Genomic DNA, 25,758 nt, shown 5'->3' on the forward strand with positions numbered 1-25,758 from the left:
CCCCGGAAGGAAGCGGAGGGCAGCGCACGGGCGCGCGCTGCCCCGGGGGAACCGTCAGTCGTTGAGTCCGCCCTGCTCATCGTTGGAGATGGCCTGCGTGTACGGTGTGACGCCGTATTTGGCGCTGATCGTGTTCGCCACCTTGTAGCGCAGGGCCTCGTCGGGGATGAGGTTGATGACGGGCTCCAGCACGAGGGTGTCGATGATGTGCCAGCTCACGTAGTTGCCATTCAAGGATGCGGCCCAGGCCGGGTACTTGCCAATCAGCGAGCCGTCGCCTCCGATGACGTTGACGGTGACGTTCTTGTCCGATTGCGTGGAGCTGTCGTTCGAGGACGAGCCATTGCCGTCACCGCCGCTGCCGCCGCCGGAGATGGGCACCTCCTCCAGCTCCAGGTTGGCCTGGAAGCCCGCGGAGACGCTGTCCGAGAAGCTATGCCCCTGGCTCATGCTGGTGATCTTCCGGGTGTCCGTGCCGTACAGGAGACCGCCCAGGTCCAGCTGCTTCACGTAGTAGTGGCCCCACTCGTTCAACACCTTCGTGAGGTTGTCGTAGCTGCGAGGGTCATTGACGCCGGGCTCCACGGCCTGCGCCAGCGCCTGGATGAAGTCAGCCGTCAGCGTCATCGCGCCGTCGCTGAAGCCGATCTGCAGCTTGGGGACGCGGTACATGCTCGTGACGTAGTAGTCCGTCTCCGAGAACGACTGGTCGTTCGAGTACTGGTGTTCGTGTTGGAAGTTCACGCTGAAGATGCCGGGGATGCCGATGTCCGCCTTCTCCACGTCGTACCCTTGCGAGTGGTAGGTGTGCACCGTCTGGAAGAAGGTCGCCACCGTGTGGAGCTGGGCGGTGATGTTCGGGATGAGCCACTGGAACGTCGCGTTGTTGCCCGGATGGAGCGGGTCCGGGAGGATGAGGTCCCCGGTGAGCTGCAGGCCCTGGTGGATGCTGAAGACGTTGGTGGGGTTCTTCTCCTGCGTGATGACCATGGCGTGGAAGAGGCCACGGTCCTCGAACAGGTGGAGCCAGTCCTGGGCGGTGAAGTCATGCGGATCGCTGGGCAGGTCCGCGTTCTTGAGCTTGAGCATTGCCTTTGATTCCTTTCAAGAGGTTCGCTTCTTGACGAAGACATCAACCCGGCTTCGCTAGTCGTTCAGGCCGTCGCCGCCATTCGACTGGAAGAGCTGGTAGGTTTGCGTGTTGTAATATTTCTGGTTGACCACGAACACGTCGAACACCAGGGAGACAGACTGGCTGTCCATCGTGTAGCCGCTGCAGCCGCCATATTGCTGACCGGACGTGCCCGAGCCGGTGACCGTGCCGCCGTGAACGTTGATGCCGCCTCCCTCCGCCAGGACGCCCGGCAACTGCGGCGGGTCCGAGGGCGGATCCAGGTTCGGCCTGTCCACGGAGTACGTGTTGCCGTTGCTATCAGTCCAGGAGCGCAACGGGGTGCAGGTGATCCGGATCTGGTAGGAGTTGGCCGCTATCTCCTGCCCCAGCGCGTGCGTCCCGAAGTTGTTGTCATAGACGTAGATCATGTCCTGGTTGTAGCTGTTGCTGGCGAAGAACGCGTACTGGCCCGCGACAGCCCACTGGTTGGTGGATGGCACGGACGTGCGGGGCAGGATCAAGGAGTTGTTGTCCACGATGGCGATGGAGCTCGGGAGGATCTCGATGCCAAAGCCGAACCCCACCTGGCAGCCGAAGCCGATCTGGAAGGCCAGATAGGTGTCCGGGGGGACGATGACGCCCTTTCCATTGTCAACCAGGGTGCTGTTCTTCAGGTTGGTGACGTTCTCCACCATCAAGGGGGTGGAGAGGTCCGGCAGGCCGGAGATGCCCGAGTAGGCGGCGATCTGGCGCTCATTCGCGACCTTGGCGGCGGCGTCGGCCATGTTGTAGGCGACCTTGACGGTCATGATGCCTTGCTGGAAGAGCTGATTCTGCGCATTGCAACTCACGAGTGACATGCTTGCATCCTCACGGCATCCAATGGCTGTTGTGGGCAGAGAAGAGACGTCGTGGCGAAGCGCTCGGCACCCATGCCTTGCCCATGCCGGTCAGGTCTCTCTTCATGCACGACAGGCCTATCGCAAGTGCAATGCCAGTCACTCGGGAGCGCGAAGCCGCCGGAACCACTGGGAATTCTGAAAAGACATGGCTATCCAGGCCGGTCCGCTGACGCGTCAGGGCCTGTCCTTGACGCGTCAGCGGGCCCGCGCCCCGCAGCTCCCGCCATGGAGGGCAAGGCCCGGTTCAAAAGCCGAACGCAACAGGGTGGCCCGCCGCGAATTACAAAGAAAAGAACGCCCCGAGCGTGAAGTGGCGTGCTCCGCGTGAGGTTGGCCCTGGGCGGATGTGCCGCGATGTCCCAGGTTGCCGCCGCCAGACGCAAACCGGAATTCACCGGCCGGCTGGTGGAGCATGGTCAATGAAAGCATTCAAAAACACACTCGCTGTCCTCGCAGTCGCCTCGTCACTGGCCGCCGTTTCGTCCGCACACGCCGCTACCGCGACAGCGAACCTGACGGTGACGGCCACGGTGGGTTCCACCTGCACCATCAACTCGGGCTCGCTCAACTTCGGTACTTACGATCCCATCGTCGTCAACGCGTCCACGGGGGTGGACCTGCTGGGCTCCGGCACGCTGCAGGTGCAGTGCACGTTGCTCGGGACCGCGGACATCACGCTGGGGCAGGGTTCGCACCCGGGCACGGGGTCGACGGACGCGGCGCCGGTGCGGCGGATGCTGAACACGTCGTCGGCGAACTACCTGAACTACTCGCTGTACCAGGACGCGACGCGCCTTGTCGTCTGGGGCAACACGGCCGGCACGGGCCTGCCGTACGTGGGCACCGGCCTGGGCACCCCAGTCACCGTCTTCGGCACCGTGCCCAAGGGGCAGAACGTCCCCTCCGGCACCTATAGCGACACGGTCGTCGCCACCATCACCTTCTGATTCGGGACGACGAACATGCGTACATGTCTTCTCCCCTGGGCTGACGGCCTGAAGTGGATGGCTGTCCTGGTATGGGCATTCGCTGGCAGCTCGAGCGCGGCAACGCTCGAGGTGAATCCGGTCCGCGTTGAACTGGGGACGGGTGCCCGCGGGGTGGTGGTCACGGTGAAGAATCAGAGCACCGAGCCGACACGGTTCCAGGCCTCGGCTCATACCTGGGTCCAGGATGAAGAAGGGCGCATGACGCTCACTCCGACGCAGGAGGTGTTCTTCTTTCCGGCGATGTTGTCGCTGGAGCCGGGAGAGTCCCGCCTCATCCGGGTGGGAATCTCCTCGGCTCCGCAGGACAAGGAGCGCTCCTTCCGGCTCATCGTGGAGGAGCTGCCTCCCCTGGGGCCCTCGGCCGAGCCCATGGGCCTCCGGATCCTCACGCGCGTATCGATTCCCGTGTTCGTCGCGCCCAAGCGCAAGGAGATCCTGGGCCGCGTCGAAAACGTCGAGCTGCGCGAATCGAAGTTCCGCTTCCAGGTGGTCAACGCAGGCACCGTGAACTTCTTCATCCGCCAGACGCACGTGCGCGGGCTCGATGCCCAGGGCAAGCGGTTGGTGGAACAGGAGCAGCCTGGCTGGTACGTGCTGGCCGGTGACAAGCAGGTGTTCACGCTGGATGTCCCCGCGGACATGTGCGGGCAGGTCCGTTCCGTGGAGGTGGAGGCGGTGACGGACAAGGGGGTGATCCGCCAGAGCGCACCCGTCACCGCATCCGTTCCCTGCGAGGCAGCACCGCAGCCATGAGCCCCTTCCCCCCACCAGGGATGCGCGGGACCTGGCACCTGACGCTCGCGTTGTCCCTCCTGCTGGGCGCGACGCCCGCGCCCGCGCAGGAGCCCACGGTCGATGGGACCAGGACGCCCCAGCGGCTCACTCCCATCGTCGTGGAGTTCACCTTGAACGGCGTCCCCCGCGGGGACATCTTCCCCGTGCTGCGCGACGGCGACGTGCTGGTGCCAGTCGTGGCGCTCGAATCCTTCGGGGTCGACGTGGGGCGGCTCGGCGCGCGGCGGGAGGTGCTGGGTGAGGCGACCTATGTCTCATTGCAGTCCCTGCCGCCTCCGGCCAGGTTCCAGTTCAACGAGCGCGATGCGAGCCTCAGCTGTGATTTTCCTCCCTCCGCCTTCAACCAGACCCGCATCGACCTGCGGAGGGCCGCGCCCCCGGGCTACAGGGTGAGTGGCAGCCCGAGCGCGTTTTTCAACTACGCGGCCCGGGCCCGAAACACGTTCCTCACGCTCCATGGCGAGGCCGGGGCCTCGCTGGGGCGGGGCGTGTTGACCACCCAGGCGCGGTGGAGTCCCGGCGAGGCACCCCTCCGGGGGCTCACCCAGCTCACCGTGGACTTCCCTGAGGCCATGGTGCGCACCATCGCCGGTGAGGCGACGGGGTTTGGCGGCGTGCTCGGCGGCGGCGCGGTGGTGGCGGGGCTGCACGTCATGCGCTCGTTCGAGCTGAACCCCTACTTCGTGCGTGACCCGATGCAGGACATCGCGGGGGAGGTCACCACCCCGTCGACATTGGAGGTCTACGTCAACAACCAGCTGGTGCGCCGCACGGAGCTTCCGCCCGGCCCTTATCGCTTGGAGAACCTCACCGTGCCCCGGGGCGAGGGCACCACGCGCTACGTGCTGCGCGATGCCTTTGGCCGCGTGAGCGAGGTGAATGCCTCGTACTCCCTCAGCGGCCAGCCGCTCGCGCCGGGCGTGGCCGACTACCGCCTCTCCGCGGGCGTGGAGCGCGAGTCACTGAGCAACCGGAGCTTCGACTTCGGGCGGGGGCTGCTGCTGGGGACGTTCCGGATGGGCGCGACGCCGTGGCTGACGCCGGGTGTGCGGCTGGAGCTGGCGACGAACATGGTCAGCACGGGCGCCGTCGAGCTGTTTCAGCTCCCCCTGGGCGCGCTGGAGCTGTCCCAGGCCATCAGCCGGGGCGAGGGCCGCACCGGCGCGGCGGCGGGCCTCGTCTATGCCCTCCAGGGGCAACGGGTCGGCGGCTCCGTCTTCTCACGGGCAATGAGCGCCCATTATCTCAATACCAGCCTCCATCCGGAGGATGACCACCCGATGGTGGAGACGGGGGGCGGCCTCTTCCTCGCGCTGGGCAGCCGGGCCAGTGTGAGCGGCCAGGCGGCGGTGACGCGCTGGCGGGAGCGCGGCTGGACGATGTGGATGGGGGCCACCACCGCCGCGCAGGTGACGGACCGGGTGACGGTCTCCCTGTCCGCCCGCCGCAGCCAGGAGGTGGGGGGGCTGGCCTCGTTGGAGGGCATGCTCTTGCTGAACGCCGTCCTGGACGAGCGCACCACGGGGGCGGTGGGGCACGCGAGAGGCGGCGGCGGCGGCGACACGTCCCTGGACATCTCCCGCGGCGTGCCGCTGGAGGGGGGGCTGGGCTTCCAGGCCCAGGCCCAACTGGGCCGGTTCGACTTCGCGCGGGGACGGGTGGACTACGAAGGCGAAGTGGGCCACTACGCGGCGGGCATGGAGTTGCAGCAGGGCAAGGTGGTGGGGCTGGCTGAGGTGTCCGGCGGACTGGTGGCCATTGGCGGCGGCATCCACGCCACCCGCGCGGTGGACCAGGGGTTCGCGCTGGTGCGCGTGGCGGGCGCGGAGAACATCGGCATCCTCTTGAACAACCACCTCATCGGGAGGACGGACTCCGAAGGGGAGTATGTGGTGACGCGGCTTCAGTCCTACAGCCCCAACCGCCTGTCCGTGTCGGACGAGGAGCTGCCGCTGGAGGACTACCTCCCGACGACGGAGCGGATGGTGGCGCCCTGGTTGCGCGGCGGCGTGGTGCTGGACTTCCAGAAGGAATCGGTGCGGGCCTTCCGGGGCCGGGTGGTGCTCGCGTCCGGCACCGGCGCGCCCGCATATGGAGAGCTGCGCGTCGACGCGGGCGGGAAGCAATGGCGCTCGCCGGTGGGGGCGAGCGGAGAGTTCGAGCTGGTCGGTGTGCCTCCGGGCCGCTACGCGGCGACGGTTCTCCATCCCAAGGGCCGCTGCGCCCTGAGGTTGGAAGTCCCCGCCAGGGCAGGCTCGGTCATCGACCTGGGAACGGTGAGCTGTGTCAATGAATAGGCGCGCGGTCCTGCCACGAATGGGCACCCTGGCGTTGGCGGGTGTGTGCGGATTGTTCCCCGGGCTTGCCGGGGCCACCTGCCATTTGGAGGACATCGTCGGGGTGTCTTTCGGCAACTACACCAGCAGCGCCGTGGTGCCGCTCGACTCGGCCGGGAGCATCAGCTTTCGCTGTGACGGCCAGCTCATCCCCGTCACCATCGACCTGAGTCAGGGGAGCTCCGGCAGCTACGCGTCCCGCACCCTGAAGGGGCCCTCAAACAGTTCCCTCAACTACAATCTCTACACGGATGTGACGCGCCTGCTCGTCTGGGGCAATGGGCTCTCCGGTACCGCGCACTATGGCCCGATCCTCCCGCTGCTCGGCGAGACCGTGACGCTCCCTGTCTACGGACGGATTCCCGCCGGACAGAGTGTCGCCGCGGGCAGCTATTCCGACACCCTCGTGGTGACGATCACCTTCTGAGCGAGCGTCTCGTCAGAACGACTGGCGCCGCAGGGCCTCCTCCGCGGCCTCGCGGCCGCGACTCAGGCGCAGCCGCGAGCCGTCGCGCCAACCGGCGACTACTCCTCCGCGGCCTGCTGGGGCTCCTGGAAGTCCACGTCGAAGTTGACGCGCTGGCCGGGCTCGATGGTGAAGGTCTTCTGCCAGTGCGAGGGGCCCACGTTGACGTTGAGGCGGTGGTAGCCCTCGTAGACGTCCAGCTCCTCCACCGGAACGACGCCCACGGGCTTGCCGTCGACGGAGACGTTGGCGCCGGCCGGGCCGCGCACGTTGATGAAGGCCTTGTTGAGGAAGAACTGGTAGGCCGAGCGGCCCGTGGGGGCCACCGTCACCGTGCGCGACACGGAGATGCCGAGCGCGCCGTTGGTGAAGGTCAGCAGGTGCTTGCCCGGCGGCAGCGACGCGGACAGCGGCGTGCGGCCCAGCAGCGCGTTGTTGAGCGTGACCTCCACGCGGGGCTCCACGGTGAGGTCCAGGATGCCCATCGTCGGGCCCGCGTCCACACCGGCGTCCACGCCCGCGTCCTCGGTGCCCGCGTCGAAGGGCTCGGCCACCACCATGGCCGGCAGGCCCGCGTCGAACGTCTCCACCGTCATCGTGCCCTGGAGCTGGCGCTGGATGATCACCGCTCCCGCGCCGAGCGTCAGCACGAGACCGCCCACCACGAACGGGATCCAGGCGCGCGACGGCTTCTGCGCGGCCTCCACCTGCGCCGTGGGGCTCGCCGCGCCGCCGAAGATGGGACCCGCGGGCCGCGTCTCCGTGGGGGCGGGGGAGGGCGTTTCAGCCTGGGCCGTGGCGCTGGGCGTGGCGGGGCTCGGGGTGCTCGCGGCAGCGCTCTGCGTGGACGACGCGACAGGTGCGCTCCGCGCGGCCGTCGCAGCCTGCGCGCTCCGCGGCGCAGCGGGGGACGCGGCCTGCGAGGCCTGCACGGGCGCGGAGGCCGGCGCCACCGGAGCCTGCGCGGGGGCGGACGCCTGCGGTGCGACCGGCACGGGCGCCGGCTTGCTGCTCTCCGCTGAAGCAAGCTCCGGCACCTTGCTCTTCACGGGCTCAGAGAGCCCCGCGCCGTTCGCGATGAGCTCCGCGATCTGCGGCGCGGGCATGCCCGCCTTCGCCAGCGCCTCCGCGATGCCCTTCTCAATCGTCGCCCGCCGCGCCGCGCGCGCCTCGGCCTCCGGCGGGAACAGCTTCGCCAGGTGCCCGGCGAACTCCTCGTGCGACGGCAGCTTGCCGACCGCCTCCACCAGCGCCTCGCGGAACGCGAGCGCCGACGGATAGCGCTCCAACGCGCGCTTCGTCGTCGCGCGGCGCACGACGGCATCCAGCTTCAGCGGCACGTCCGCCGGCATCGGGGGCAGGGCGCGGTTGAGCACCGCCTTGTCCGGATCCGCCGACTCCTTGAAAGGCATCTTCCCCGTGAGGCACTCGTGCAGCGTGAGCCCCAGCAGGAACACGTCCGACTGCACGTTGACCGCCTCACGCCCGCCCAGGAGCTGCTCCGGGGACGTGTACGCGCGGCGGTTCTTCACGCGCTTGCCGCCGCGCTCGCGCGGGGCCACGGAGAGCGCGCCGTAGCCTGTCACCTTCGTGTAGCCGCTGAAGGACACCATCAGCGTCTCGGGCCGGATGTCGCCGTGCACCAGCGGCGAGCCGTCGTCGTTGCCCGCCACGTGCGCGTAGTGCAGCCCCATGGCCGCGTCCGCCACCACCAGCGCCGCGAAGCCCGGCGTCATGCGCGGGTTCGCCTCCAGCACGCGCCGCAGCGGCTCACCGTCCGCGAACTCGGTGACGCGCGCCAGGCCCCCGTCCAGCTTCTCCAGGCCGTGAACGCGCAGGATGTTCGGATGGTCGAAGACGATGGCGCGGTTCGTCTCGCGCTCCAGGCGCGCCACCAGCTCCGGGTTCTGGGCAATCTCAGGCGGTGCCCAGATGAGCACCACGGGGCGGGGCGTGGCGCCTTCCTCCAGCGCCAGTCCAAGGAAGGCACGCGAGCCCTCTCCGGCGAGGAGGGGGCCGAGTGACTGATAGCGAGGCGAACTCATGGGAACGGCATGCTAGTGCCCTTCCCGCCGATCCTGGAATCCCCGGGTCGCGCCTAGAGCCGCTGCCCTTCGAAAGGCAGCGTCAGGTGGTAGCCGTAGCGCCCGCGCCGCACGAGCAACAGCACGCTACGTCCCCGTCGCGCCGTCAGCAGGGCTTCACGGAAAGTGTCACCGGTGGGGACGGGCTGGTTGTTCATCCGCAGCAGCACGTCGCCCGGCTCCAGGCCAATCTCCGAGGCAGCCGACCCCGGCCGCACCGACGCAATCGCCATCCCGCCCTTGCCCTCCTTCACCCGCAGTCCCAGCTTCTCCCATGCCAGGGACTCAAGCAGGCGGGCAGGAAATTCAATGGGCGTCACCTGCACCGTGCGGTTGCCGCCTGCTCGGAAGAGCACCATGGGGAAGACCGAGCGCGCCGGATAGCCGCGCACGCGCGAGTCGAAGTCCTCCGCGTCCTGGATGCGCGAGCCGCCCAGCTCCGCGACCACGTCACCGCGCTGCACGCCGGCCTGCGCGGCGGGGCTGTCCGGATCCACGTTGGTCACGATGACGCCGTAGGTGCGGTCCCACCCGAGCCGCGCGGCCACCTGCGCGGGCAGGTCCGCCGTGTCCATGCCCACCCACGCGGGGCGCACCTTCCCGAAGCGCGTGAGCTCCTCCACGATGCGCCGCACCTTGTCCGCGGGGATGGCGAACCCGATGCCCTGGCCATTGGCGTAGATGGCCGTGTTGATGCCGATGATCTCCCCGTCCACGTTGAGCAGCGGCCCGCCGGAGTTGCCCGGGTTGATGGCCGCGTCCGTCTGGAGGAAGTCGTTGTAGACGCGGTCGTCCGCGCGGAAGGTGCGGCCCGTGGCGGACACCACGCCCGCCGTCACCGTCTTGCTCAGGCCGAACGGGCTGCCAATGGCGACCACCGTCTCGCCAATCATCAAGTCGGAGCTGGTGCCCAGCTTCGCGGTGGGCAGGGGCTCCTTCGCGTTGACCTTGAGGACCGCCAGGTCGTTGTTCGCGTCACTGCCCACCACCTCCGCGTCGAAGGTGCGCCCGTCCGCGAGCACCACGTGGATGGCGGAAGCGCCCCGGATGACGTGGTCGTTGGTGACGATGATGCCGGACGGGTCGATGATGGCGCCGCTGCCCAGGCCCGTGATGCGCTGGCGCGTCTCCGGCTGGGACATGCCCTGGCCAAAGAACTCCTCCAGCGGCGAGCGGGGCCGGCCCCGGAAGCGCGACTCCACCTCCTGTTCGGTGCCGATGTAGACGACCGCCGGGGAGACCTTCTGCACCACCTCCACCACGTCGCTCCGGCGCCGGGACAGGTCCGCGTGCGCCGGAATCGCCAGCACGAGCCCCACCCACATGAGCCCCCACCGGATGTGTGCTGCCTTCATGCCCTTCCTCCGTACGCCGCCGGGAATTGTCTCCCGGAAGACAGCCTGAATGTCGGGAAGGCCTCAGCCATTCCCTGGGTGGCTGGAAGCGGCGTCCCGCTCTTCATAGACCAGATGGTGCGGCCGTGATCGCACGCACTTTCAGGCAGAACGTCCTGGCCCTGGCCCGATTGCGGCGTTGGGGGTGCCAGGGCAGCCTGGGAGTCCCGGCGCGGCGTGTTGCTTGATGCCCGCGGGGGCCGAGGGAGTGGTTGCACATGAGTCTCGTCCTGGTCGCGGATGACGAACCCGCGGTGCTGGAAGTCCTGAGCCAGGTGGTGGAGGACCTGGGGCACGACGTGGTGCGCGCGAGGGATGGCGAGGAGGCGCTGGCGCTCGCCCGGACCCACCGCCCGAGGCTCGTGGTGACGGACCACATGATGCCGCGCATGAGCGGCATGGAGCTGTGCAGCCGGCTGAAGCAGGAGCCGGGCCTGCGCGAGGTGCCCATCATCCTCTTGAGCGCCGTGCTCCAGCAGGGCTCGCCGGATGCGTCCGCGTTCCTCAACAAGCCCTTTGAAATCACCGACTTCGAGACGCTGGTCCACGACGTGCTGGAGAAGGCCCCCGCCGCGCTCCCGGAGCCGGCGACGCCCGTGGAGGCGCTGAGCCGGTGGGTGGCGCAGTCGCTCCAGGGCCCGCTGGAGGCCGCGAGGAATCAGCTGCGCGCGTTGGAAGACCTGCCTCCGCCCGGCAGGGGTGCGGTGGAGGCGCTGGGCGAGCAGCTCCAGTCGCTGGAGCGCATGGGCCGCTACCTCCAGGACGCCGTCCGCCTGAGCGCGGGCAGCGTGACGCTGCGGCCGGTGGAGGGTGACCTGCGCCAGCCCCTGGAGGCGTCCGTCGCGCGGTGCCGCACCTCGGGGCCCGGCGTTCCGGTGGAGCTGACGGTGCCTCCGGAGGCGGTGGGACTGAAGTTCGATCCGGAGCGCCTGGAGCAGGTGTTCGACGTGCTCCTGTCGAACGCGGCCCGTCAGGGGAGGGTGCGCGTGGAGCTGAAGGCGTCTCCGCAAGAGGTCCTGGTGCGCGTGAGCGACCCGGGGCCGGGCATCCCCGAAGCGGAGCTGCCCCGGCTGTTCCAGCGCTTCCCGGAGGTCCCCGCGCGCGGTGAGGCGCTGGGGCTCTACGTGGCGTCGGAGTTGGCGAAGCTGCACGGCGGCGCGCTCTCCGCCGAGTCGCGCCCCGGGCAGGGCGCGACCTTCAGCGTGTCATTGCCGCGCGTGGCCTGAAGGCTCAGGCCTTCTGCGACTTCAGCATCCAGCCAATCATCTTGTAGAGCATGCGGGCGCCCACGTTGGCGTCCCACTCGCTGCCGTCGGGGCCGGGGGCCACCTCGGTGAGGTCGAAGCCGACGATGGTGCGGCCCGAGCGCACGACGCCCGCGACGAGCGCGGTGGCCTCCGGGAAGGACAGGCCGCCGGGGACGGGGGTGCCGGTGTTCGGGCACAGCACGGGGTCCAGGCCGTCGATGTCGAAGGACAGGTAGACCTGCTGCGGCAGCTTGTCGACGATCTGCTTCACCTGCTGGTTCCAGGGGAGGCCATCGAAGCGGTTCTGCTGGAGGATGGAGTCGTAGATGGCGTGGATGCGGCCGCCGGAGTCCTCGATGTAGCGGTGCTCGTTCTCGCTCATGTCGCGCAGGCCCACCTGGACCAGCGTCTTCACGCCCGGGATGCGCTCGCACACGTTGTAGAAGATGGACGCGTGCGACCAGGTGAAGCCTTCGTAGGCGACGCGCAGGTCGGCGTGCGCGTCCAGGTGCAGCACGCCCATGCCGGGGTACTTCTCCGCGTGCGCCTGGATGATGCCGAAGGAGATGGCGTGATCGCCTCCCACGGCGGCCACGCGCTTGCCCTGCTCCAGCCAGTGCTTCGTGGTGCGGTAGACGTGCTCGTTGAGCTTCTCGCTGAAGCCGTTCACGTCCCTGGCGGCGGCGAGCAACTCGGCCTCGCCGGAGTCGATGCCGCCGGCCTCGATGACGACCTGGGCGCGCTCCTTGGCGCGTTCGTTCCACTCATGCAGCTCGGCGGGGGCCTCCAGCATGGCGATGCCGCGCTCGTAGGGACGGCCGGTCTCCACGTCGAACAGGTCCACCTGCTTGCTGGCCTCCAGCAGGGCGGCGGGGCCGTTGGACGTGCCGCCGCCGTAGCTGGTGGTGGCCTCGAAGGGAACGGGGATGACGACGACGTGGGCCTCGTCGGGAGAGTGGGGGAGGCCGAAGATGCCGGAGCCCGGCTGCGCGGCGGCGGCGGGGTCGAAGTGGGTAGCCATGGCGGCGCAGGATACGGTTCCGCCTCCCGGGCGCAATGGCTTCGGTGGTATCCGCCGGCCGGGCGGCAAGCGGACAGGGAGGATTCGGATGGCGACGCGGAAGAAGGCGGTGGCGAAGTCCCCGGGGCGCAAGGGTGGAATCACGGTGGACGACGTGCGCGCGCTGGCGCTGGCGCTGCCCTCGACAGAGGAGCGACCGTCATACGGCACGCCCGGCTTCCGGGTGAGCGACAAGCTCTTCGCGCGCGTGTTGGACGAGGACTCCATCGTCATCAAGGTGGACTTCGACCACCGGGAGGCCCTGCTGCAATCACAGCCGGACGTCTTCCTCGTCACGCCGCACTATCAGGACTGGCCCATGGTCATCGTGCGGCTCACCACCGTGACACGGCCCCTGCTGCAATCCCTGCTCAAGGAGGCCTGGCGCCGGTGCGCCTCCGCCAAGGTGCTCAAGGCGCTGGAGCCCGCTCCACCCGCCGCGTCACCGGCGAAGAAGGCCCCTGCCCGGAAGCGGACCGTGTAGCGCCTCAATCCCAGCGCACCACGACCTTGCCCACCGTGCCGTTGCCCGCCATCCGCTCCAGTCCGGAGCGGATCTCCGTCATGGGCAATACGGCGTCCACCACGGCCCGTAGCGCGCCGGAGTCGAACAGGGGCAACAGCTGCCGCTCCGCCACCTGCGTGAGCAGCATCTTCTCCTCCGCGGGTCGGCTGCGGAGCACCGTGCCCTTCACCGTAAGCCGCTTGCGCATCACCGGCCCCAGGTCCAGCTCCGCGCGCGCACCCGCCACCGAGCCCACCTGCATCATCCGCCCCAGCGGCGCCATGGCCTTCACCGTCTCCGGCAGATAGGCGCCGCCCACCAGGTCCAGGCACACGTCCGCGCCCCGGCCCCCCGTCGCCGTGACCACCGCGTCCGCGAACACCGGGGGGGTGCTCTCACACAGCACCGTGTGGCCCACGCCCCACTCGGAGGCCCGCGCCAGCTTGTCCCGGCTCCGCCCCGTGCCCACCACCCGCACACCCATCGCCTTGCAGAGCAGCGCCGCCGCGGACCCCACACCGCTCGCCACCGCGTGCACCAGCACCGCCTCCCCGGGCCTCAAATCCGCCTGGAGCACCAGCGCGTCGTATGCCGTCAGATACGCCTCCGGCAGCGCCGCCGCGTCCGCGAAGTCCATCCCCCGGGGCATGTGCAGCACCTCGCGTTCATGCGTGGTGATCACCTCGCTCCACGCGCCTCCGCCCACCAGCCCCATTACCCGGTCGCCTGGCTGGAACTTCCGTGCACGCGGCCCCACCGCCACCACCTCGCCCGCGTACTCCAGGCCCGGCACGTCCTGGGACACATCCGGGGGCGGCGGATAGGAGCCGCGCACCTGCAGCAGGTCCGCCCGGTTCAGCGCGCTCGCCCGCACCCGCACCAGCACGTCATGGGGCCCCGGCGCCGGCTCCGGCCGCTCTTCGATGGCGAGGACCTCCGGACCGCCCGGCTTCGTGATGCGCACGACCTTCATGACCTGCCCCTTCCGCGAGAAATGCCAACACCGTTACAACAACAATCGCGACACCAATCCGAAGTACGTCAGCAGCGTCAGGTTGTCGGACACCGCCAGCACCAGCGGCGCGGAGGCCAGGTGCGGATCCACCTTCAGCCGCCGGAACAGGAACGGCAGCACGCCGCCCAGGCAGGACGCCAACGTCGCCGACACCGTCACCGCCACGAACAGCGCCAGGGAGAAGCCAAACCCCGGCGAATAGACGCGCCCCAGGAGCGCCACCACCGCCGCCGCCATCAACCCGGCCAGGCTCGCGGCCAGCACCTCGCGCGTGACCATCTTCCGGTCCACCTCGCCGTGCGCGACCATGGACGCGGCCACCGCCGTCGTCTGCACGCCCAGGCTCTCCGACAGCACGAGGACCATGGGGATGAACGCGCTCACCACCACCAGCTCCGACACCGTGCGCTCGAACAGCCGCGTCGTCGTGGCCGCCAGGAAGCCGCCGGCGATGTTCCCCAGCAGCCACGGGAAGCGCTTGAGCGCCATGCGCATTGGGCGCGTCTCGCGGTGCTCGCCCAGGGGGAGGCCCACGAAGCGGTAGACCTCGTCGCGCACGCGGCCCTCCACCTCGTCGAACAGCGTGTCGGAGAACGCGTCCACGAACTGGTTCATCTCCACCACGCCCACGATGCGGCCCTCCGCATCCACCACCGGGAACGCCAGGAAGCGGTAGGTGACGAAGAAGTCCTCCACCACCGCGTCGGACGCGTCCACCGGCAGCTTCACCACCCGTGTGAACATCAGTGATGCGATGTGCTCCTCGGGGGCCGCGCGGATCAGCTTGCGGATGGGCACCACGCCCACCAGCCGGCCGGCCGGATCGCAGGCGTAGCAGTAGAAGATCTCCCCCGTGCCCGGGTGGGCGCGCAGCTTCTCCAGCGCCTGGGCGACCGTGTCCTCCACGCCCACGGCCGTGAAGTCCCGCGATAGCCGGTCGCTCTGCAACAGCGTGTGCGCGGTCTCCGAAGGCGTCTGCACGGGGCCGGGCACGAAACGTCCTGGCCCGCTGGAGCGTCAAGGCTTATCTAAGACTTCAGACCGCCATGCCCCTCACGCCGTGTCCCATCTGTCAGAAGCCCGTGCCTCCGCGTCCGGAGAACACCTCCCATCCCTTCTGCTCCCGCCGCTGCCGCGCCGTCGACCTGGGCCGCTGGCTGGGCGAGGAGTACCGCGTGCCCGACCGCCAGGCCGAACAGCAGGAGGACGAGCTGCCCTCCGACGGCGAGCCGCGCCGCCACGACGCCTGAGCCGTTGCCTGCGTCGTGCGCTGGAAGATTCCCAGCCCCATTGAATGAAGGAGCAGGGGAGCGTGCCGCCGCCGGGCCCGCACACACGCGCCCCGGAGGGCGAGGGGCAGGCGTGCCGCTGGAGTCGCGGAGAGAGTGACGCTATACCCGCTTGCCGTGAAACGCGCCGTCAACCTCATCGCCAGCCTGCTCGTCACCGTTGCCTTCATGTGGTGGGCCTTCCGGGACACGGACGTGTCCACGCAGGTCGCCAGCCTCAAGGCAGCCAACTACGCGTGGCTCCTGCCGTACTTCTTGTGCCTCGCCATCGTGCACGTCTTCCGCACGCTGCGCTGGGGGGCATTGCTGTCGGGCCTGGAGCACGTCCCGTTCCGCAAGCTGAATGAGGCCTCCGGCATCGGCTTCATGATGCTGCTGGTGCTGCCCTTCCGCCTGGGTGAGTTCGCCCGGCCCTTCCTCATCGCCCAGCGCAGCTCCATCCGGCGCAGCGCGGCCATGACGTCCGTGGTGCTGGAGCGCATCGTGGACGGCCTCTTCGTCGCGGCGCTGTTCCGCGTGCTGCTCTTCTTCATCCCCACGGAGACGCCCGAGGTCCGGTACGTGAAGCTGGGCTCGTGGCTGATGTTCGCCGTGTTCGGAGGCGGCCTCGTGTTCCTGCTCCTGGGCCTGTGGCAGCAGGAGCGCACCGTGCGCCTGGTGCGCGCCACCGTGGGCCGCTTCTCCCCGGGCATCGCCGACAAGGTGGCGGACGTCGTGGACACCTTCGTCGGGGCCATGCGCCAGCTGCCCGACGGCAAGCACATCGCCCTCTTCTTTCTCTACACGTTCGGCTACTGGGGCGTGAACGGCCTGGGCATGGCGCTGCTCGCGCGGGCCTTCGACTGCTCCGGCGCGGGCGCGGGCATGGCCTGCGAGCCCATGAACCTGTCGCTGTTCCAGTCCTACATCGTGATGTGCGTGCTGGTGGTGGGCGTGATGATCCCCGCCGCGCCCGGGATGATGGGCACCTTCCAGGCCGCCACCAAGGTAGGCCTGGGGCTGTTCCTGCCCGCGGCGATGGTGAACGCGCACGGGCTGGCGTACGCGAACGTGCTGTGGCTGTGCCAGACGGTGCAGCAGATCGCCTTCGGCCTCATCCTGCTGTCCGTCAGCCACATGTCCTTCCGCGAGCTGGCCGGCAAGATGAAGAAGGACGACGACACCGCGGTCACCCGCTCGTCGGTGGCCTGAGCCCCGCCGCTACGGGGCGGGCTGGGTGGCCTGCCCGCCGTCGGCAGCGGGGGGCACCTGGTGGACGCGCACCCCGCTCCGCACCTGTTCGGTGACGGCGGTGGGGTCCACGGTGCCCTTGAACGTGCCAAAGGGCGTCTCGAGCTTCGCCTCGTGCCGGCCGCCCGTGCCCGGCGGTCCGCACCAGGCCTTGGCGGAGTCCTCCAGCGTGCCCACGGGTGTGCTCACCGCGGTGCGCGTCTGGGTGGTGGACTTGGCCACCAGCACCTGGTCGCGCATCAGCACGCAGTGATCATCGTCGAAGTACCAGGCCGCCGAGCCGTCCGAGAACTCCTGCGCCCGCGCAGGCCCCCTCCCCATGGTGTCCGCCACCTGGGCGGCCGTCATGCCGGGGTAGAGCTTCTCGAAGCCGGGGGCGGCGCAGCCGGTGGCGGCCAGCGCGAGGACGACGGACAGCAGGGAGGGACGCATCCGGGCGCTCCGCGAAAGAGGACGCGAGCGACCCTAGCGTGTTCCTCCCGGATGGCTCCAGGTGGACCCTGGGGCGGTGCCGGGAGGATTACAGCTCCTGCTCCAACCACTGCGACAGCCGCTCGCGCAGCAAGCGGACCCGGCGGCGGAGCAGGGGGCCGCTCACGACTCGCCCTCCGGCTTGGGGATGCGGCCGTACTTGGACAGCAGGTCCTCCACGGCCTCGCGCAGGTACTCGCTCTGGTGGATGCGGGTGCGCCGCGCGAGCTCGCGCAGCTTGTGCACCTGCTCCTCGGGGACGAGGACGTGGGTGGAGACGATGTCGGCCTCGGGGCTACGGACCTCGCCGGGCTCCACCGGGGACGGGGACGACGGAGCGTCGGGGCTCAGCGGGCTGGCGCTTCCATCCTGCATCGGGCTTCCTCCAGGAATGCTGCTACAGGCCGCTACCGACCTGGCGTGGGCATTAGGGGGCCGGCCTCTCGTGCCGTCAAAAAAAGCGACACGCAACGTGCCGAGTTGACTTGGGCGCCGGTGCGCTGTTACTCGCGCACCCACGTAAGGGGAGTAGTTCCCGCCCGGCAGCGAGGGGCGGAGGGGAGCTCGACACACTGGCTGGTGACAGCCCGGGCCCCCATCTCGCGAAGCGCGAGACGAACGAGACCTTCGGACAGGGATTCAATGCTCCCTGGCCGAGGTCCGTCGTGCGCGCTCCTCCCTGAAGCGCTCCCCCCCACGACCCCCTCCGCGCCAGGAACCGGGAAGAGGTGCCGTCGTGTCTTTGGAAGCCATTGTCGGATCATTCGTCCTCGTCGCCGCCAGCGAGATGGGCGACAAGACGCAGCTCCTGGCGTTCTCGCTCGCGTCCAAGTTCCGCAAGCCGTGGGTGGTGCTGGGCGGCATCTTCGTGGCCACGGTGGCCAACCACGCGCTGGCGTCGTCGGTGGGCACGTGGGTGTCCACGCACGTCCCCGCGCGGGTGATGGCGCTGGTGCTGGCGGTGCTGTTCCTGGGCTTCGGCCTGTGGACGCTCAAGCCCGACACGCTGGACGAGGACAACGGCAAGCCCCCGCGCTTTGGCGCCTTCCTCACCACGGTGGTCCTCTTCTTCATGGCGGAGATGGGGGACAAGACGCAGCTGGCCACCATGGCGGTCGCCGCGCGCTACCAGGCGCCCGTGCTGGTGACGCTGGGGACCACGCTGGGGATGCTGGTGTCGGACGGCCTCGCGGTGTTTCTGGGCGACCGGCTGTCCGGCAAGGTGAACATGAAGTACATGCGATGGGGGACCGCCGTGCTCTTCTTCCTCTTCGGCCTCGTGTCGCTCTGGACGGCCTGGCGCGGCTGACGCCCGTGGCGAGGGCCCCGGCGCGCTCACTCGCCGCCGGGGCTTGCCGCGTGACGCCTACTTCAGGCTCTTCGTGTCGATGACGAAGCGGTAGCGCACGTCGTTCTTGAGCATGCGCTCGTAGGCCTCGTTGATCTTCTGGATGGGGATGACCTCCACGTCCGCGGCAACCTGGTGCTTCGCGCAGAAGTCGAGCATCTCCTGCGTCTCGCGGATGCCGCCAATCATCGAGCCGCCCAGCTTGAGCCGGCGGGGGATGAGCGAGAAGGCCGCCAGCGGCGTGGGGTTCTCCGGCGCGCCGACGAGGATCATCGTGCCGTCCGTCTTCAGCAGGCTCAGGTAGGCGTTGTAGTCATGCTGCGCGGAGACGGTGTCCAGGATGAAGTCGAACGCGCGGCGCAGCTTCTTGAACGTCGCCTTGTCGGACGTGGCCTCGAAGTGCGCGGCGCCCAGCGCGAGCGCGTCATCGCGCTTGGACGGCGAGGTGCTCAGCACCGTCACCTCCGCGCCCATCGCCTTGGCCAGCTTCACGGCCATGTGGCCCAGGCCGCCCAGGCCCACCACGGCCAGCTTGCTGCCGGGCTTCACGCCGTAATAGCGCAGCGGCGAGTACGTGGTGATGCCCGCGCACAACAGCGGCGCGGCGCGGTCCAGGGGGATGCCCTCCGGGATGCGCAGCACGTACTTCGCGTCCACGGTGATGCGGGTCGAGTAGCCGCCGTAGGTGGGGTGGCCGTCATGGTCCCGGCCGTTGTAGGTGTTCACCGCGCCCTGGTCGCAGTACTGCTCGTCACCCTTGAGGCACTGGGGGCACTCGCGGCAGGAGTCCACGAAGCAGCCCACGCCCACGGTGTCGCCCATCTTGAAGGTCGTGACGGCGCTGCCCACCTGGGACACCTTGCCCACGATTTCGTGGCCCGGGACCATGGGGAACAGGGCGCCGCCCCACTCGTCGCGGGCCTGATGGATGTCGGAGTGGCACACGCCGCAATACTGGATGTCGATGAGCACGTCCTGGGGGCGCGGCTCGCGGCGCTCCACGGTGAAGGGGCCGAGCGCGGCCTTCGCGCTGGGGGCGGCATAGGCAGGAGTGGTAGGCAAGGAAGGCTCCAGGGGAAAGCGAGACAGGGGGCTTGCCGGGCGCCGGCCCGCAAGCGGGGCGGCAATCTAATGGCGCCACTGCGTTCGTGCCGGCTGAACGTGATGCGCAGTGGATTTGCCCGGGAGCGCACGGGAGACTGGGCGCCCATGAGCCAGGAACGTCTGCAGCAATCCCTGTCCGCCGGTCCCCATCACCTCCTCTCCCAACTGGTCGGCTCGTGGGAGGGAGTCGCGCGCACGTGGTTCCAGCCCGACAAGGTGGAGGACGAATCGCCCAGCTCCGGCACCTTCCGGAGCGTGCTCGACGGACGCTTCGTGGTGTACGAGTACACGTCCGCTTTTGGAGGCAAGCCGCTGTCCGGCATCGCGACGCTGGGACACCATCTGGACCAGGGGCGGTTCACCATGGCGTGGGTGGACACCTTCCACGTCGGCACGGACATCATGACGCTGCAGGGAGAGCCCGGGGGGGACGACCGCTTCTCCGTGACGGGCAGCTACTTCATCGGCGAGCAGTCACCCCGCTGGGGCTGGCGCGTGGACATCGACGTGGCCGGTCCGGATGCGCTGGTCATCACGCACTTCAACATCCAGCCGGGAGAGGCGCCGCAGAAGGCCATTGAAATCCAATACAAGCGGCGGGGTTGAGGGGGGCGTCCCAAAGGGGCACGTTTCGTGATTTCCATTTTAATCCATGGGGGCCGCGCGCTTCGCCGGCATTGCCCGAAAGGCGTCTGCCCATGCGATTGAAGATGGTTGTCGCCAGCCTTGGGTTTGGTTCGCTCCTGATGGCCTGCGGCGGGATGGAGGGCGAGGGCGTTGCGCAGGACGACGGCGCTTCGCTGGCCACCACCGAGCAGGGGCTCTGTGATGGGTATGCCAAGGGTGCCCGTAGGTGTTCCGTCAAGTGCACTTCCACCAGCACCTGGGTGATTCTCAACGACTCTGTTCCCGAGGGCGGATGCCAGGCCAAGGCCGACTCCGTTTGCGGCCGCCCCGCCTACGGCGCCTGCTGGAGCTTCTGAGCCAGAAGCCGCGCCTCGTGACGTCCGGCGTCCGTCCAGTCCTCGCTGAATGAAAGGAATTGGAGCCCCGGGAGTAGGGTGGGCAGTTCACCCTCCTCCAGGAGGAAGCGCGCGGACGGGTGCGGATGGCGTTGCAGGTTGCGCCGGGTGGGCTGGGCGAAGACGAACAGCCCGCCCGGTGCGAGCAGCTGTGGCACGGCGGCCAGGAGCGGCCGCCAGAGGTAGCTCAGACATACGACCAGGTCGAACGGACCGGGCGGCGGCGCGTCGGATTCCAGGTCCAGGCGCACGCACGTGAGGGATACGCCCGCTTCGCGCGCCAGGGTTTCCGCCTGCGCCAGCGCCACGTCGGAGATGTCCACCAGGGTCACCTCCAGCCCGCGCCGTGCGAGCCAGCACGCGTCCTGGCCCGAGCCGCCAGCCAGGTCCAACGCCCGCCCCTTCCGGGGCAGCCGGTCCTCGAACGAGCGGAGGAAGGCAGACGGCTCCCGCGGCGCGGAGGACCGCTGGTGCTTGTCGTTCCAGCGCTGGCGATCCTCCTGGGACATGGCGCGGTTCCTACTTCCGGGTCATCAGCCCGTTGAGGGACGGATAGCTGGCGGCGGCTTCGAACAGGCTCGCGGAGTGTCCTTCTCGGAGGAAGGTGGAGGCGAGCGCTCCGGCCCGGCCCCAGAGGGACTCCGCGATGGCGGAGCCGGCGCTGAGCCGCCGCACGCCCAGGCGCAGGAGCTCCACCGGAGCGGGGAGTCCCTGCCGCGCGAGCACGTTCACCGGCAGCGAGGTGCCCCGGGTGATGGCCTGGATCTCGGCCGCGTCCGTGATGCCCGCGGCGAAGAGGCCATCCGCGCCGGCCTGCTGGTAGCGGGCGGCACGGGCCAGGGTCTCCTCGACGCGGCGCTCGGGCGGCACGAGCTTGCGCAGGTAGACGTCCGTGCGCGCGTTGACGAAGACATCCACGCCCAGGCGCGTGCCGGCCTGCTTCACGCGTTCAATCTTCGCGGCGAGCAGCTCCGGAGGACCGTTGCCGTCCTCCAGGTTGCAGCCCACGGCGCCCTCGGCCAGGAGGCGGGCCACGTTCTCCGCGGCGGTGGCCGGATCCTCCGAGTAGCCCGCTTCGGCGTCCACGGTGAGGGGGACCTGGATGGCGCGGGCGATGGCGCGCACCGTGTGGACGAGCGCGTCGATGGGCAGCGCGTTGCCGTCGGGGTAGCCCAGCGCCCAGGCGACGCCGGCGCTGGTGGTGGCGATGGCCTTCGCGCCGAGGCTCTCGAAGAGGCGGGCGCTGCCGGCATCCCAGGCGTTCGGGAGCACGAGCAGCTCAGCGCCCTGGTGCAGCGCGCGGAAGGTGAGGGCGGTGTCGGGACGGGAGGTCATCTGTGGGCGCTCCGGTGACGGGTGAGAGGGATTCAGGCGTGGGTCTGCTCATGACTCAGCAGCCAGCGTTTGCGTTCGAGGCCTCCTGCATAACCGGTGAGCGAGGCATTGGCACCGACAACGCGATGGCACGGGACGACGATGCTGATGGGATTGGCGCCATTGGCCAGACCCACGGCGCGGATGGCCTTGGGTCGTCCGATGCGTTCGGCGAGCCGGCCGTAGGTGGTCGTCGTGCCGGCGGGGATTTCGCGGAGGGCGCGCCAGACCTCGCGTTGGAAGGGTGTGCCGCCGGTCTCCACGGGGAGCGCGGCGATGGCGCCCAGGTCTCCGCGCAGATAGGCCTGGAGCGCGGAGGTGCGGCCGGCGGGGTCGCGCGCGGGCTCCAGGACGCAGCCGTTCTCGCCGTAGTGCAGGCGCAGGAGCCGGTGCATGCGGGCTTCGTAGCCCTCCCAGTCCAGCGCGCGCAGGCGGCCTTCCTCATCACAGACGAGGAGCGCTACGCCCGCGGGGGTGGGGGTGGAATCGATGAAGAAGCGCAGACGGTCAGGCATGGGCGTTCCGGCGGGAAGGGGTGAGGGCCGCGGCGGTCCAGAGGTGCTGGGCGGCATATGCTCGCCACGGGCTCCATGCTTCGGCGCGTCGCAGGAGCGCTTCGGGCGTGGGACGTGGGCCTCCGCTTTCCGTCGCGGCGCGAAGCAGGGCGACGTCGGAGGCGGGAAAGGCATCCGTCTCCCGGACGGCGCGGAGGGCGATGTACTGCGCGGTCCATTCGCCAATGCCGGGCAGGCGCGTGAAGCGGGCGACGGTGTCCGCGAGCGACGGACCGGGCTGGAACAGCGCCGGATCCGCCACGACCGCCGCGGCGAGCTGCGAGAGCGCCCGGGCCCGGGCGGCCGGCATGCCCATGCCGGTGAGGTCCGCCGAGGCGAGGACTTCGGGGCGGGGGAAGGCGCGCTGGAGCCGGTCATCGCCGGTGAGTGCCGGGTCCAGGCTGTCACCATGTGTGGCCATGAGCCGCTGGCCCAGCTGCCGCGCGGCGGCGGTCGACACCTGCTGACCCAGGATGGCGCGGACCGCCAGCTCGAAGCCGTCCCAGCCACCCGGTGCGCGCAGGCCGGGACGCGCGGTGAGCAGGGGCGCGAGCAGGGCATCCGTCGACAGGTGCGCACGGATGGCCTCCATGTCCGCGCCCACATCGAAGACGCGCCGGACCTGGGCGACGACGGAGGGCAGCATCCGCACGTCGCTGACACGCAGGGTGGCGCGCAGGGCATCGAGGCCCGGATCGGGCGACACCGCCACGGCTCCCTGACCCCAGGAGTTCGTGAAGGTGCGCAGGTAGCGTCCGGGCTCGACGTGCTCCATTCCGGTGAGCGCGCGGGCCGTCAGCCACGCCACCAGCGCGTCCCAGTCGTAGGGAGGCCGGTAGGGGATGAGCAGCGTCACCTCGGGGACGGCGGACGCCGAGGGCGCCGTGCGGGTGCGGCGGAGGACGCCCGGGGGGCGGCCGTAGAGCGACTGGAAGACGGCGTTGAAGCGCCGCACGCTGCCGAAGCCCGACGCGAGGGCGACCTCGGCCATGGACAGGGAGGTCTCGTGGATGAGCTGGCGGGCGAAGAGCACGCGCCGCGTCTGGGCCACGGCCAGGGGGGATGCTCCCAGGTGCTGCTGGAAGAGCCGCCGCAGCTGCCGGTCCCCGACGCCGAGCCGGCCCGCCAGGACCTCCACGCTGGCCTCCTCGGCGTCGAGCAGGCCGTCCGCAATGAGGGCCAGGGCGCGCGAGACGGTGGCGGAGGTCCCGCGCCAGGGGGCCAGGGTGGGGGACGTCTCGGGGCGGCAGCGCAAGCACGGCCGGAAGCCGGCCTCCTGGGCCGCGGCGGCGGTGGGGTAGAACGTGCAGTTCTCGAAGCGGGGTGCGCGGGCCGGGCAGATGGGGCGGCAGTAGATGCGCGTCGTCTTCACGGCGGTGAAGAACCGCCCGTCGAAGCGGGAGTCCCGCGTCGTCAGCGCGCGGTAGCAGGCGGTGGGGTCCAGGCCGTCCATGGGGGAAAGCTCACACGCCGGGCCCCGGATGTCTGGCCGTTTTCGGACGTGGACGTGGGGCCGCCATGGAGCCCCCGGAGGCCATGGTCAGAACGAAAAAAGCCCCGGAATCACTTGGGAAAGTGACTCCGGGGCTGCTCAGTGGCCAGGGTCAGACTTGAACTGACTACCTGCGGATTATGAGACCGCCGCTCTAACCAGGTGAGCTACCTGGCCGTGAAGCCCCGCCCGTATACCGGGCCAGGGCCGTGACCGCAAGAACTTCAAACGGGGGGCTGGAGGGTGCCTGACATGCGGTCGGGAGGAGAGCGCGTTTTTCCCGCGTTCGGCTCGGCCTCCTGCGCAGAGGCCAGCTTGAGCGTGTCCAGCCCCCCTAGAATGGGGCCCATGCCCGTACCGGATTACCAAGCCCTGATGCTTCCGCTCCTGGAGCGGCTCGCGGATGGGAAGGAACACCTCGTCCGCGAGGTGCGTGAGGCCGTGGCCACCTCACTGAACCTGTCTGAGGCGGATCGCGCCGAACTGCTGCCCAGTGGCAAACAGGCCGTCTTCGACAATCGCCTTGGATGGGCCAAGACGTACATGGACAAGGCCGGGCTGCTGCGATCGGTACGCCGTGGCGTGTATCAGATCACCGAGCGAGGCAAGGGCGTGCTCGCAAGAAAGCCCACGGCACTGGACACGAACATCCTGATGCAGTTCGAGGGGTTCAAGGATTTCATCGTTCGCAGCAACGATGAGGTCGACGCCGTAGTGCCCGAGCCTTCCAAAGGGGAGCCGGTCGCGGCTCCAGCCATCACTCCTGAGGAAGCACTCGAACGCGCGTACAAGGACCTCCGCAAGAAGACAGAGGCGGAGCTGTTGGCCACGACGCTGCAGGCAAGTCCACGGTTCTTCGAGCGCTTGGTGGTCGAACTCCTGGTGAAGATGGGGTACGGCGGTTCGCTGGAGGATGCAGGGAAGGCACTTGGCCGCAGCCACGACGGCGGTGTGGATGGGATGATCAAGGAGGACCATCTGGGCCTGGATGTCATCTACATCCAGGCCAAGCGCTGGCAGAACACCGTGGGGCGGCCCGAGGTCCAGGGCTTCGCGGGGACGCTGGAAGGTGAGCGCGCGCGCAAGGGCGTCTTCATCACAACCTCCACCTTTTCCAGGGAGGCGCGTGAATATGTGGCGCGTATCGACAAGAAGATCGTCCTCATCGATGGCGCGCAGCTCTCTGGGCTCATGTTCGATTTTGGTATCGGCGTGAACGCGGTGAGCGCCTACGAACTCAAGCGCGTGGACTCTGATTTCTTCTCCGAGGAATAGGCACATCGCCATGCCCCCCATCACCTCCGGGCCGCAGGGCTCGCGTTGGTCGCCCAGCGCAAGAAGCTCTTCGTCGCGGACGACGGAGCGGACACGGTGGCGGTGTACGCGGTGGATGCGCTTCTCTCCGACAAGGAGGAACTGAAGCCGGTGCGCACAGTAGAGGTGCCCGACGCGCCCGCACCCCTCGCTGAAGGAGTCATCCAGAAATGCCAGCCACTCGCGGTAGCTCATTCCCATGCCGGGCGAGTGGAAGGGGCAGGCGAGGTCGTCGAGGAGGGCCGCTTCGAGAGCGCCAGCATCCGCATGCGCGGCGACGAAGCGCTACAGTTCGTCGACGAGCTGCTCGAGATCCTCCGTCTCGCTCCAGGTGGCCCAATCGCGGACGTTCTCCTTCATGTCGGGCCAGTTGAGCTCGGCGTCCCGGTGGAAGCGCCGAAGGAAGAAATCCCTGAGGGTCGGGTAGGCGTGCTCATCACAGGGTCGGGAAGGCGGTGTTGACGAAGAAGGTCCAGCTACCATCCGCGGCCTGCAGCCGGATGAGCTCGACTTGGATGTCCGTTCCCTTGGCAGTGGTGGCTCCGCGGTTGAGGACGATTCCGACGCGCTGGCCTCCCAGGTCCAAGTCGAGCGAGACGTTCTCGATAATGTGAGACCGGGCCGCTGCAGCCGCTGCTCGATTTGACTCCGCG

At 69.2% G+C, this 25,758-nt stretch carries 27 protein-coding genes and 1 tRNA gene; 13 read left to right on the top strand and 15 right to left on the bottom strand.

The genetic code is table 11. The annotated features are described in order from the left end of the window. Nucleotides 1-54: 54 nt before the first annotated feature. Nucleotides 55-1,089 (bottom strand): MAC/perforin domain-containing protein, encoded by a 1,035-nt coding sequence (locus KYK13_RS17795; RefSeq protein ID WP_223645825.1) that lies wholly within the window; start codon nt 1,087-1,089, stop codon nt 55-57. A 57-nt stretch (nt 1,090-1,146) separates the two neighbouring features. Further along, nucleotides 1,147-1,974, bottom strand: a complete 828-nt coding sequence (locus tag KYK13_RS17800) for a hypothetical protein (RefSeq protein ID WP_223645827.1) — start codon at nt 1,972-1,974, stop codon at nt 1,147-1,149. Between the two features lie 461 nt (nt 1,975-2,435). Here KYK13_RS17800 and pru point away from each other — a divergent pair, with 461 nt between their 5' ends. The 4 genes from pru to KYK13_RS17820 are packed head-to-tail and all read left to right on the top strand — an operon-like array spanning nt 2,436 to nt 6,563. Beyond that, nucleotides 2,436-2,963: a fruiting body spore coat protein U gene (gene pru, locus KYK13_RS17805; protein ID WP_223645828.1), complete on the top strand. Its 528-nt coding sequence runs from the start codon at nt 2,436-2,438 to the stop codon at nt 2,961-2,963. 57 nt (nt 2,964-3,020) lie between these two features. Beyond that, nucleotides 3,021-3,758 (top strand): molecular chaperone, encoded by a 738-nt coding sequence (locus KYK13_RS17810; RefSeq protein WP_223645830.1) that lies wholly within the window; start codon nt 3,021-3,023, stop codon nt 3,756-3,758. Then, nucleotides 3,755-6,097 (top strand): fimbria/pilus outer membrane usher protein, encoded by a 2,343-nt coding sequence (locus KYK13_RS17815; RefSeq protein ID WP_223645832.1) that lies wholly within the window; start codon nt 3,755-3,757, stop codon nt 6,095-6,097. Before KYK13_RS17810 ends, KYK13_RS17815 begins: the two co-directional genes overlap by 4 nt. 19 nt (nt 6,098-6,116) lie before the next feature. After that, nucleotides 6,117-6,563: a spore coat U domain-containing protein gene (locus KYK13_RS17820; protein ID WP_223645834.1), complete on the top strand. Its 447-nt coding sequence runs from the start codon at nt 6,117-6,119 to the stop codon at nt 6,561-6,563. Between the two features lie 98 nt (nt 6,564-6,661). Here KYK13_RS17820 and KYK13_RS17825 read toward each other — a convergent pair whose 3' ends face one another. Together KYK13_RS17825 and KYK13_RS17830 are read right to left on the bottom strand one after the other, a co-directional pair. Continuing rightward, the gene (locus KYK13_RS17825) at nt 6,662-8,647 is read right to left on the bottom strand and encodes a serine/threonine-protein kinase (protein WP_223645836.1); all 1,986 of its coding nucleotides are present in this window, start codon (nt 8,645-8,647) and stop codon (nt 6,662-6,664) included. A gap of 53 nt (nt 8,648-8,700) precedes the next feature. After that, complete coding sequence (locus KYK13_RS17830) at nt 8,701-10,041, bottom strand: trypsin-like peptidase domain-containing protein (RefSeq protein ID WP_223645837.1); 1,341 nt, start codon at nt 10,039-10,041, stop codon at nt 8,701-8,703. A gap of 257 nt (nt 10,042-10,298) precedes the next feature. Here KYK13_RS17830 and KYK13_RS17835 point away from each other — a divergent pair, with 257 nt between their 5' ends. Beyond that, the gene (locus KYK13_RS17835; protein WP_223645838.1) at nt 10,299-11,306 is read left to right on the top strand and encodes a hybrid sensor histidine kinase/response regulator; all 1,008 of its coding nucleotides are present in this window, start codon (nt 10,299-10,301) and stop codon (nt 11,304-11,306) included. Nucleotides 11,307-11,310: 4 nt separating this feature from the next. Here KYK13_RS17835 and speB read toward each other — a convergent pair whose 3' ends face one another. Continuing rightward, entirely contained in the window at nt 11,311-12,348 is a 1,038-nt protein-coding gene (speB, locus tag KYK13_RS17840) for an agmatinase (protein ID WP_223645839.1), read from the bottom strand. 88 nt (nt 12,349-12,436) lie between these two features. Here speB and KYK13_RS17845 point away from each other — a divergent pair, with 88 nt between their 5' ends. Continuing rightward, on the top strand, nt 12,437-12,871 hold the full coding sequence (locus KYK13_RS17845; RefSeq protein ID WP_223645840.1) for an MmcQ/YjbR family DNA-binding protein: 435 nt from the start codon (nt 12,437-12,439) through the stop codon (nt 12,869-12,871). A gap of 4 nt (nt 12,872-12,875) precedes the next feature. Here KYK13_RS17845 and KYK13_RS17850 read toward each other — a convergent pair whose 3' ends face one another. Both KYK13_RS17850 and KYK13_RS17855 read right to left on the bottom strand, forming a co-directional pair. Then, nucleotides 12,876-13,865 (bottom strand): NAD(P)H-quinone oxidoreductase, encoded by a 990-nt coding sequence (locus KYK13_RS17850; protein WP_223645841.1) that lies wholly within the window; start codon nt 13,863-13,865, stop codon nt 12,876-12,878. A 33-nt stretch (nt 13,866-13,898) separates the two neighbouring features. Then, complete coding sequence (locus KYK13_RS17855) at nt 13,899-14,900, bottom strand: magnesium transporter (RefSeq protein ID WP_223645842.1); 1,002 nt, start codon at nt 14,898-14,900, stop codon at nt 13,899-13,901. 53 nt (nt 14,901-14,953) lie between these two features. On the opposite strand from KYK13_RS17855, the gene KYK13_RS17860 reads away from it, so the two are divergent. After that, nucleotides 14,954-15,157 (top strand): DNA gyrase inhibitor YacG, encoded by a 204-nt coding sequence (locus tag KYK13_RS17860; protein ID WP_120576956.1) that lies wholly within the window; start codon nt 14,954-14,956, stop codon nt 15,155-15,157. Between the two features lie 156 nt (nt 15,158-15,313). Continuing rightward, nucleotides 15,314-16,387 (top strand): lysylphosphatidylglycerol synthase transmembrane domain-containing protein, encoded by a 1,074-nt coding sequence (locus KYK13_RS17865; RefSeq protein ID WP_223645843.1) that lies wholly within the window; start codon nt 15,314-15,316, stop codon nt 16,385-16,387. A 9-nt stretch (nt 16,388-16,396) separates the two neighbouring features. On the opposite strand, the gene KYK13_RS17870 is transcribed toward KYK13_RS17865, so the two are convergent. After that, complete coding sequence (locus KYK13_RS17870) at nt 16,397-16,858, bottom strand: hypothetical protein (RefSeq protein WP_223645844.1); 462 nt, start codon at nt 16,856-16,858, stop codon at nt 16,397-16,399. A gap of 162 nt (nt 16,859-17,020) precedes the next feature. Continuing rightward, on the bottom strand, nt 17,021-17,272 hold the full coding sequence (locus tag KYK13_RS17875; RefSeq protein ID WP_223645845.1) for a ribbon-helix-helix domain-containing protein: 252 nt from the start codon (nt 17,270-17,272) through the stop codon (nt 17,021-17,023). Nucleotides 17,273-17,639: 367 nt separating this feature from the next. Here KYK13_RS17875 and KYK13_RS17880 point away from each other — a divergent pair, with 367 nt between their 5' ends. Further along, the gene (locus tag KYK13_RS17880; RefSeq protein ID WP_223646644.1) at nt 17,640-18,206 is read left to right on the top strand and encodes a TMEM165/GDT1 family protein; all 567 of its coding nucleotides are present in this window, start codon (nt 17,640-17,642) and stop codon (nt 18,204-18,206) included. 57 nt (nt 18,207-18,263) lie between these two features. On the opposite strand, the gene KYK13_RS17885 is transcribed toward KYK13_RS17880, so the two are convergent. Continuing rightward, a complete protein-coding gene (locus tag KYK13_RS17885) occupies nt 18,264-19,307 on the bottom strand; it encodes an NAD(P)-dependent alcohol dehydrogenase (protein WP_223645846.1) in 1,044 nt (347 codons plus the stop codon). 147 nt (nt 19,308-19,454) lie between these two features. Between KYK13_RS17885 and KYK13_RS17890 the strand changes: the two genes are divergently transcribed. Together KYK13_RS17890 and KYK13_RS17895 are read left to right on the top strand one after the other, a co-directional pair. Further along, nucleotides 19,455-19,955 carry a DUF1579 domain-containing protein gene (locus KYK13_RS17890; RefSeq protein WP_223645847.1) on the top strand — a complete coding sequence of 167 codons (501 nt, stop codon included), beginning with the start codon at nt 19,455-19,457 and terminating at the stop codon, nt 19,953-19,955. Between the two features lie 92 nt (nt 19,956-20,047). Then, nucleotides 20,048-20,332 (top strand): hypothetical protein, encoded by a 285-nt coding sequence (locus KYK13_RS17895; protein ID WP_223645848.1) that lies wholly within the window; start codon nt 20,048-20,050, stop codon nt 20,330-20,332. On the opposite strand, the gene KYK13_RS17900 is transcribed toward KYK13_RS17895, so the two are convergent. The 5 genes from KYK13_RS17900 to KYK13_RS17920 form a co-directional block, all read right to left on the bottom strand. Then, nucleotides 20,308-20,880 (bottom strand): bifunctional 2-polyprenyl-6-hydroxyphenol methylase/3-demethylubiquinol 3-O-methyltransferase UbiG, encoded by a 573-nt coding sequence (locus KYK13_RS17900; RefSeq protein ID WP_223645850.1) that lies wholly within the window; start codon nt 20,878-20,880, stop codon nt 20,308-20,310. The two genes, KYK13_RS17895 and KYK13_RS17900, sit on opposite strands and share 25 nt — an antisense overlap. 10 nt (nt 20,881-20,890) lie before the next feature. Then, nucleotides 20,891-21,706 carry an isocitrate lyase/phosphoenolpyruvate mutase family protein gene (locus KYK13_RS17905; protein ID WP_223645852.1) on the bottom strand — a complete coding sequence of 272 codons (816 nt, stop codon included), beginning with the start codon at nt 21,704-21,706 and terminating at the stop codon, nt 20,891-20,893. Nucleotides 21,707-21,738: 32 nt separating this feature from the next. Next, nucleotides 21,739-22,260: a methylated-DNA--[protein]-cysteine S-methyltransferase gene (gene ogt / locus KYK13_RS17910; protein ID WP_223645854.1), complete on the bottom strand. Its 522-nt coding sequence runs from the start codon at nt 22,258-22,260 to the stop codon at nt 21,739-21,741. Continuing rightward, nucleotides 22,253-23,752, bottom strand: a complete 1,500-nt coding sequence (locus tag KYK13_RS17915; protein WP_223645856.1) for an AlkA N-terminal domain-containing protein — start codon at nt 23,750-23,752, stop codon at nt 22,253-22,255. The genes ogt and KYK13_RS17915 overlap by 8 nt, the downstream gene beginning before the upstream one ends. Before the next feature lie 142 nt (nt 23,753-23,894). Beyond that, a tRNA-Ile gene (locus KYK13_RS17920) sits at nt 23,895-23,968 on the bottom strand. A 171-nt stretch (nt 23,969-24,139) separates the two neighbouring features. Between KYK13_RS17920 and KYK13_RS17925 the strand changes: the two genes are divergently transcribed. Then, nucleotides 24,140-25,066, top strand: coding sequence for a restriction endonuclease (locus KYK13_RS17925; protein WP_223645858.1), 927 nt, complete (start codon nt 24,140-24,142; stop codon nt 25,064-25,066). 45 nt (nt 25,067-25,111) lie between these two features. Further along, nucleotides 25,112-25,567: a hypothetical protein gene (locus KYK13_RS17930; protein ID WP_223645860.1), complete on the top strand. Its 456-nt coding sequence runs from the start codon at nt 25,112-25,114 to the stop codon at nt 25,565-25,567. Nucleotides 25,568-25,758 lie beyond the last annotated feature (191 nt).

It is taken from the genome of Corallococcus sp. EGB, from assembly GCF_019968905.1.
Lineage (GTDB): Bacteria > Myxococcota > Myxococcia > Myxococcales > Myxococcaceae > Corallococcus.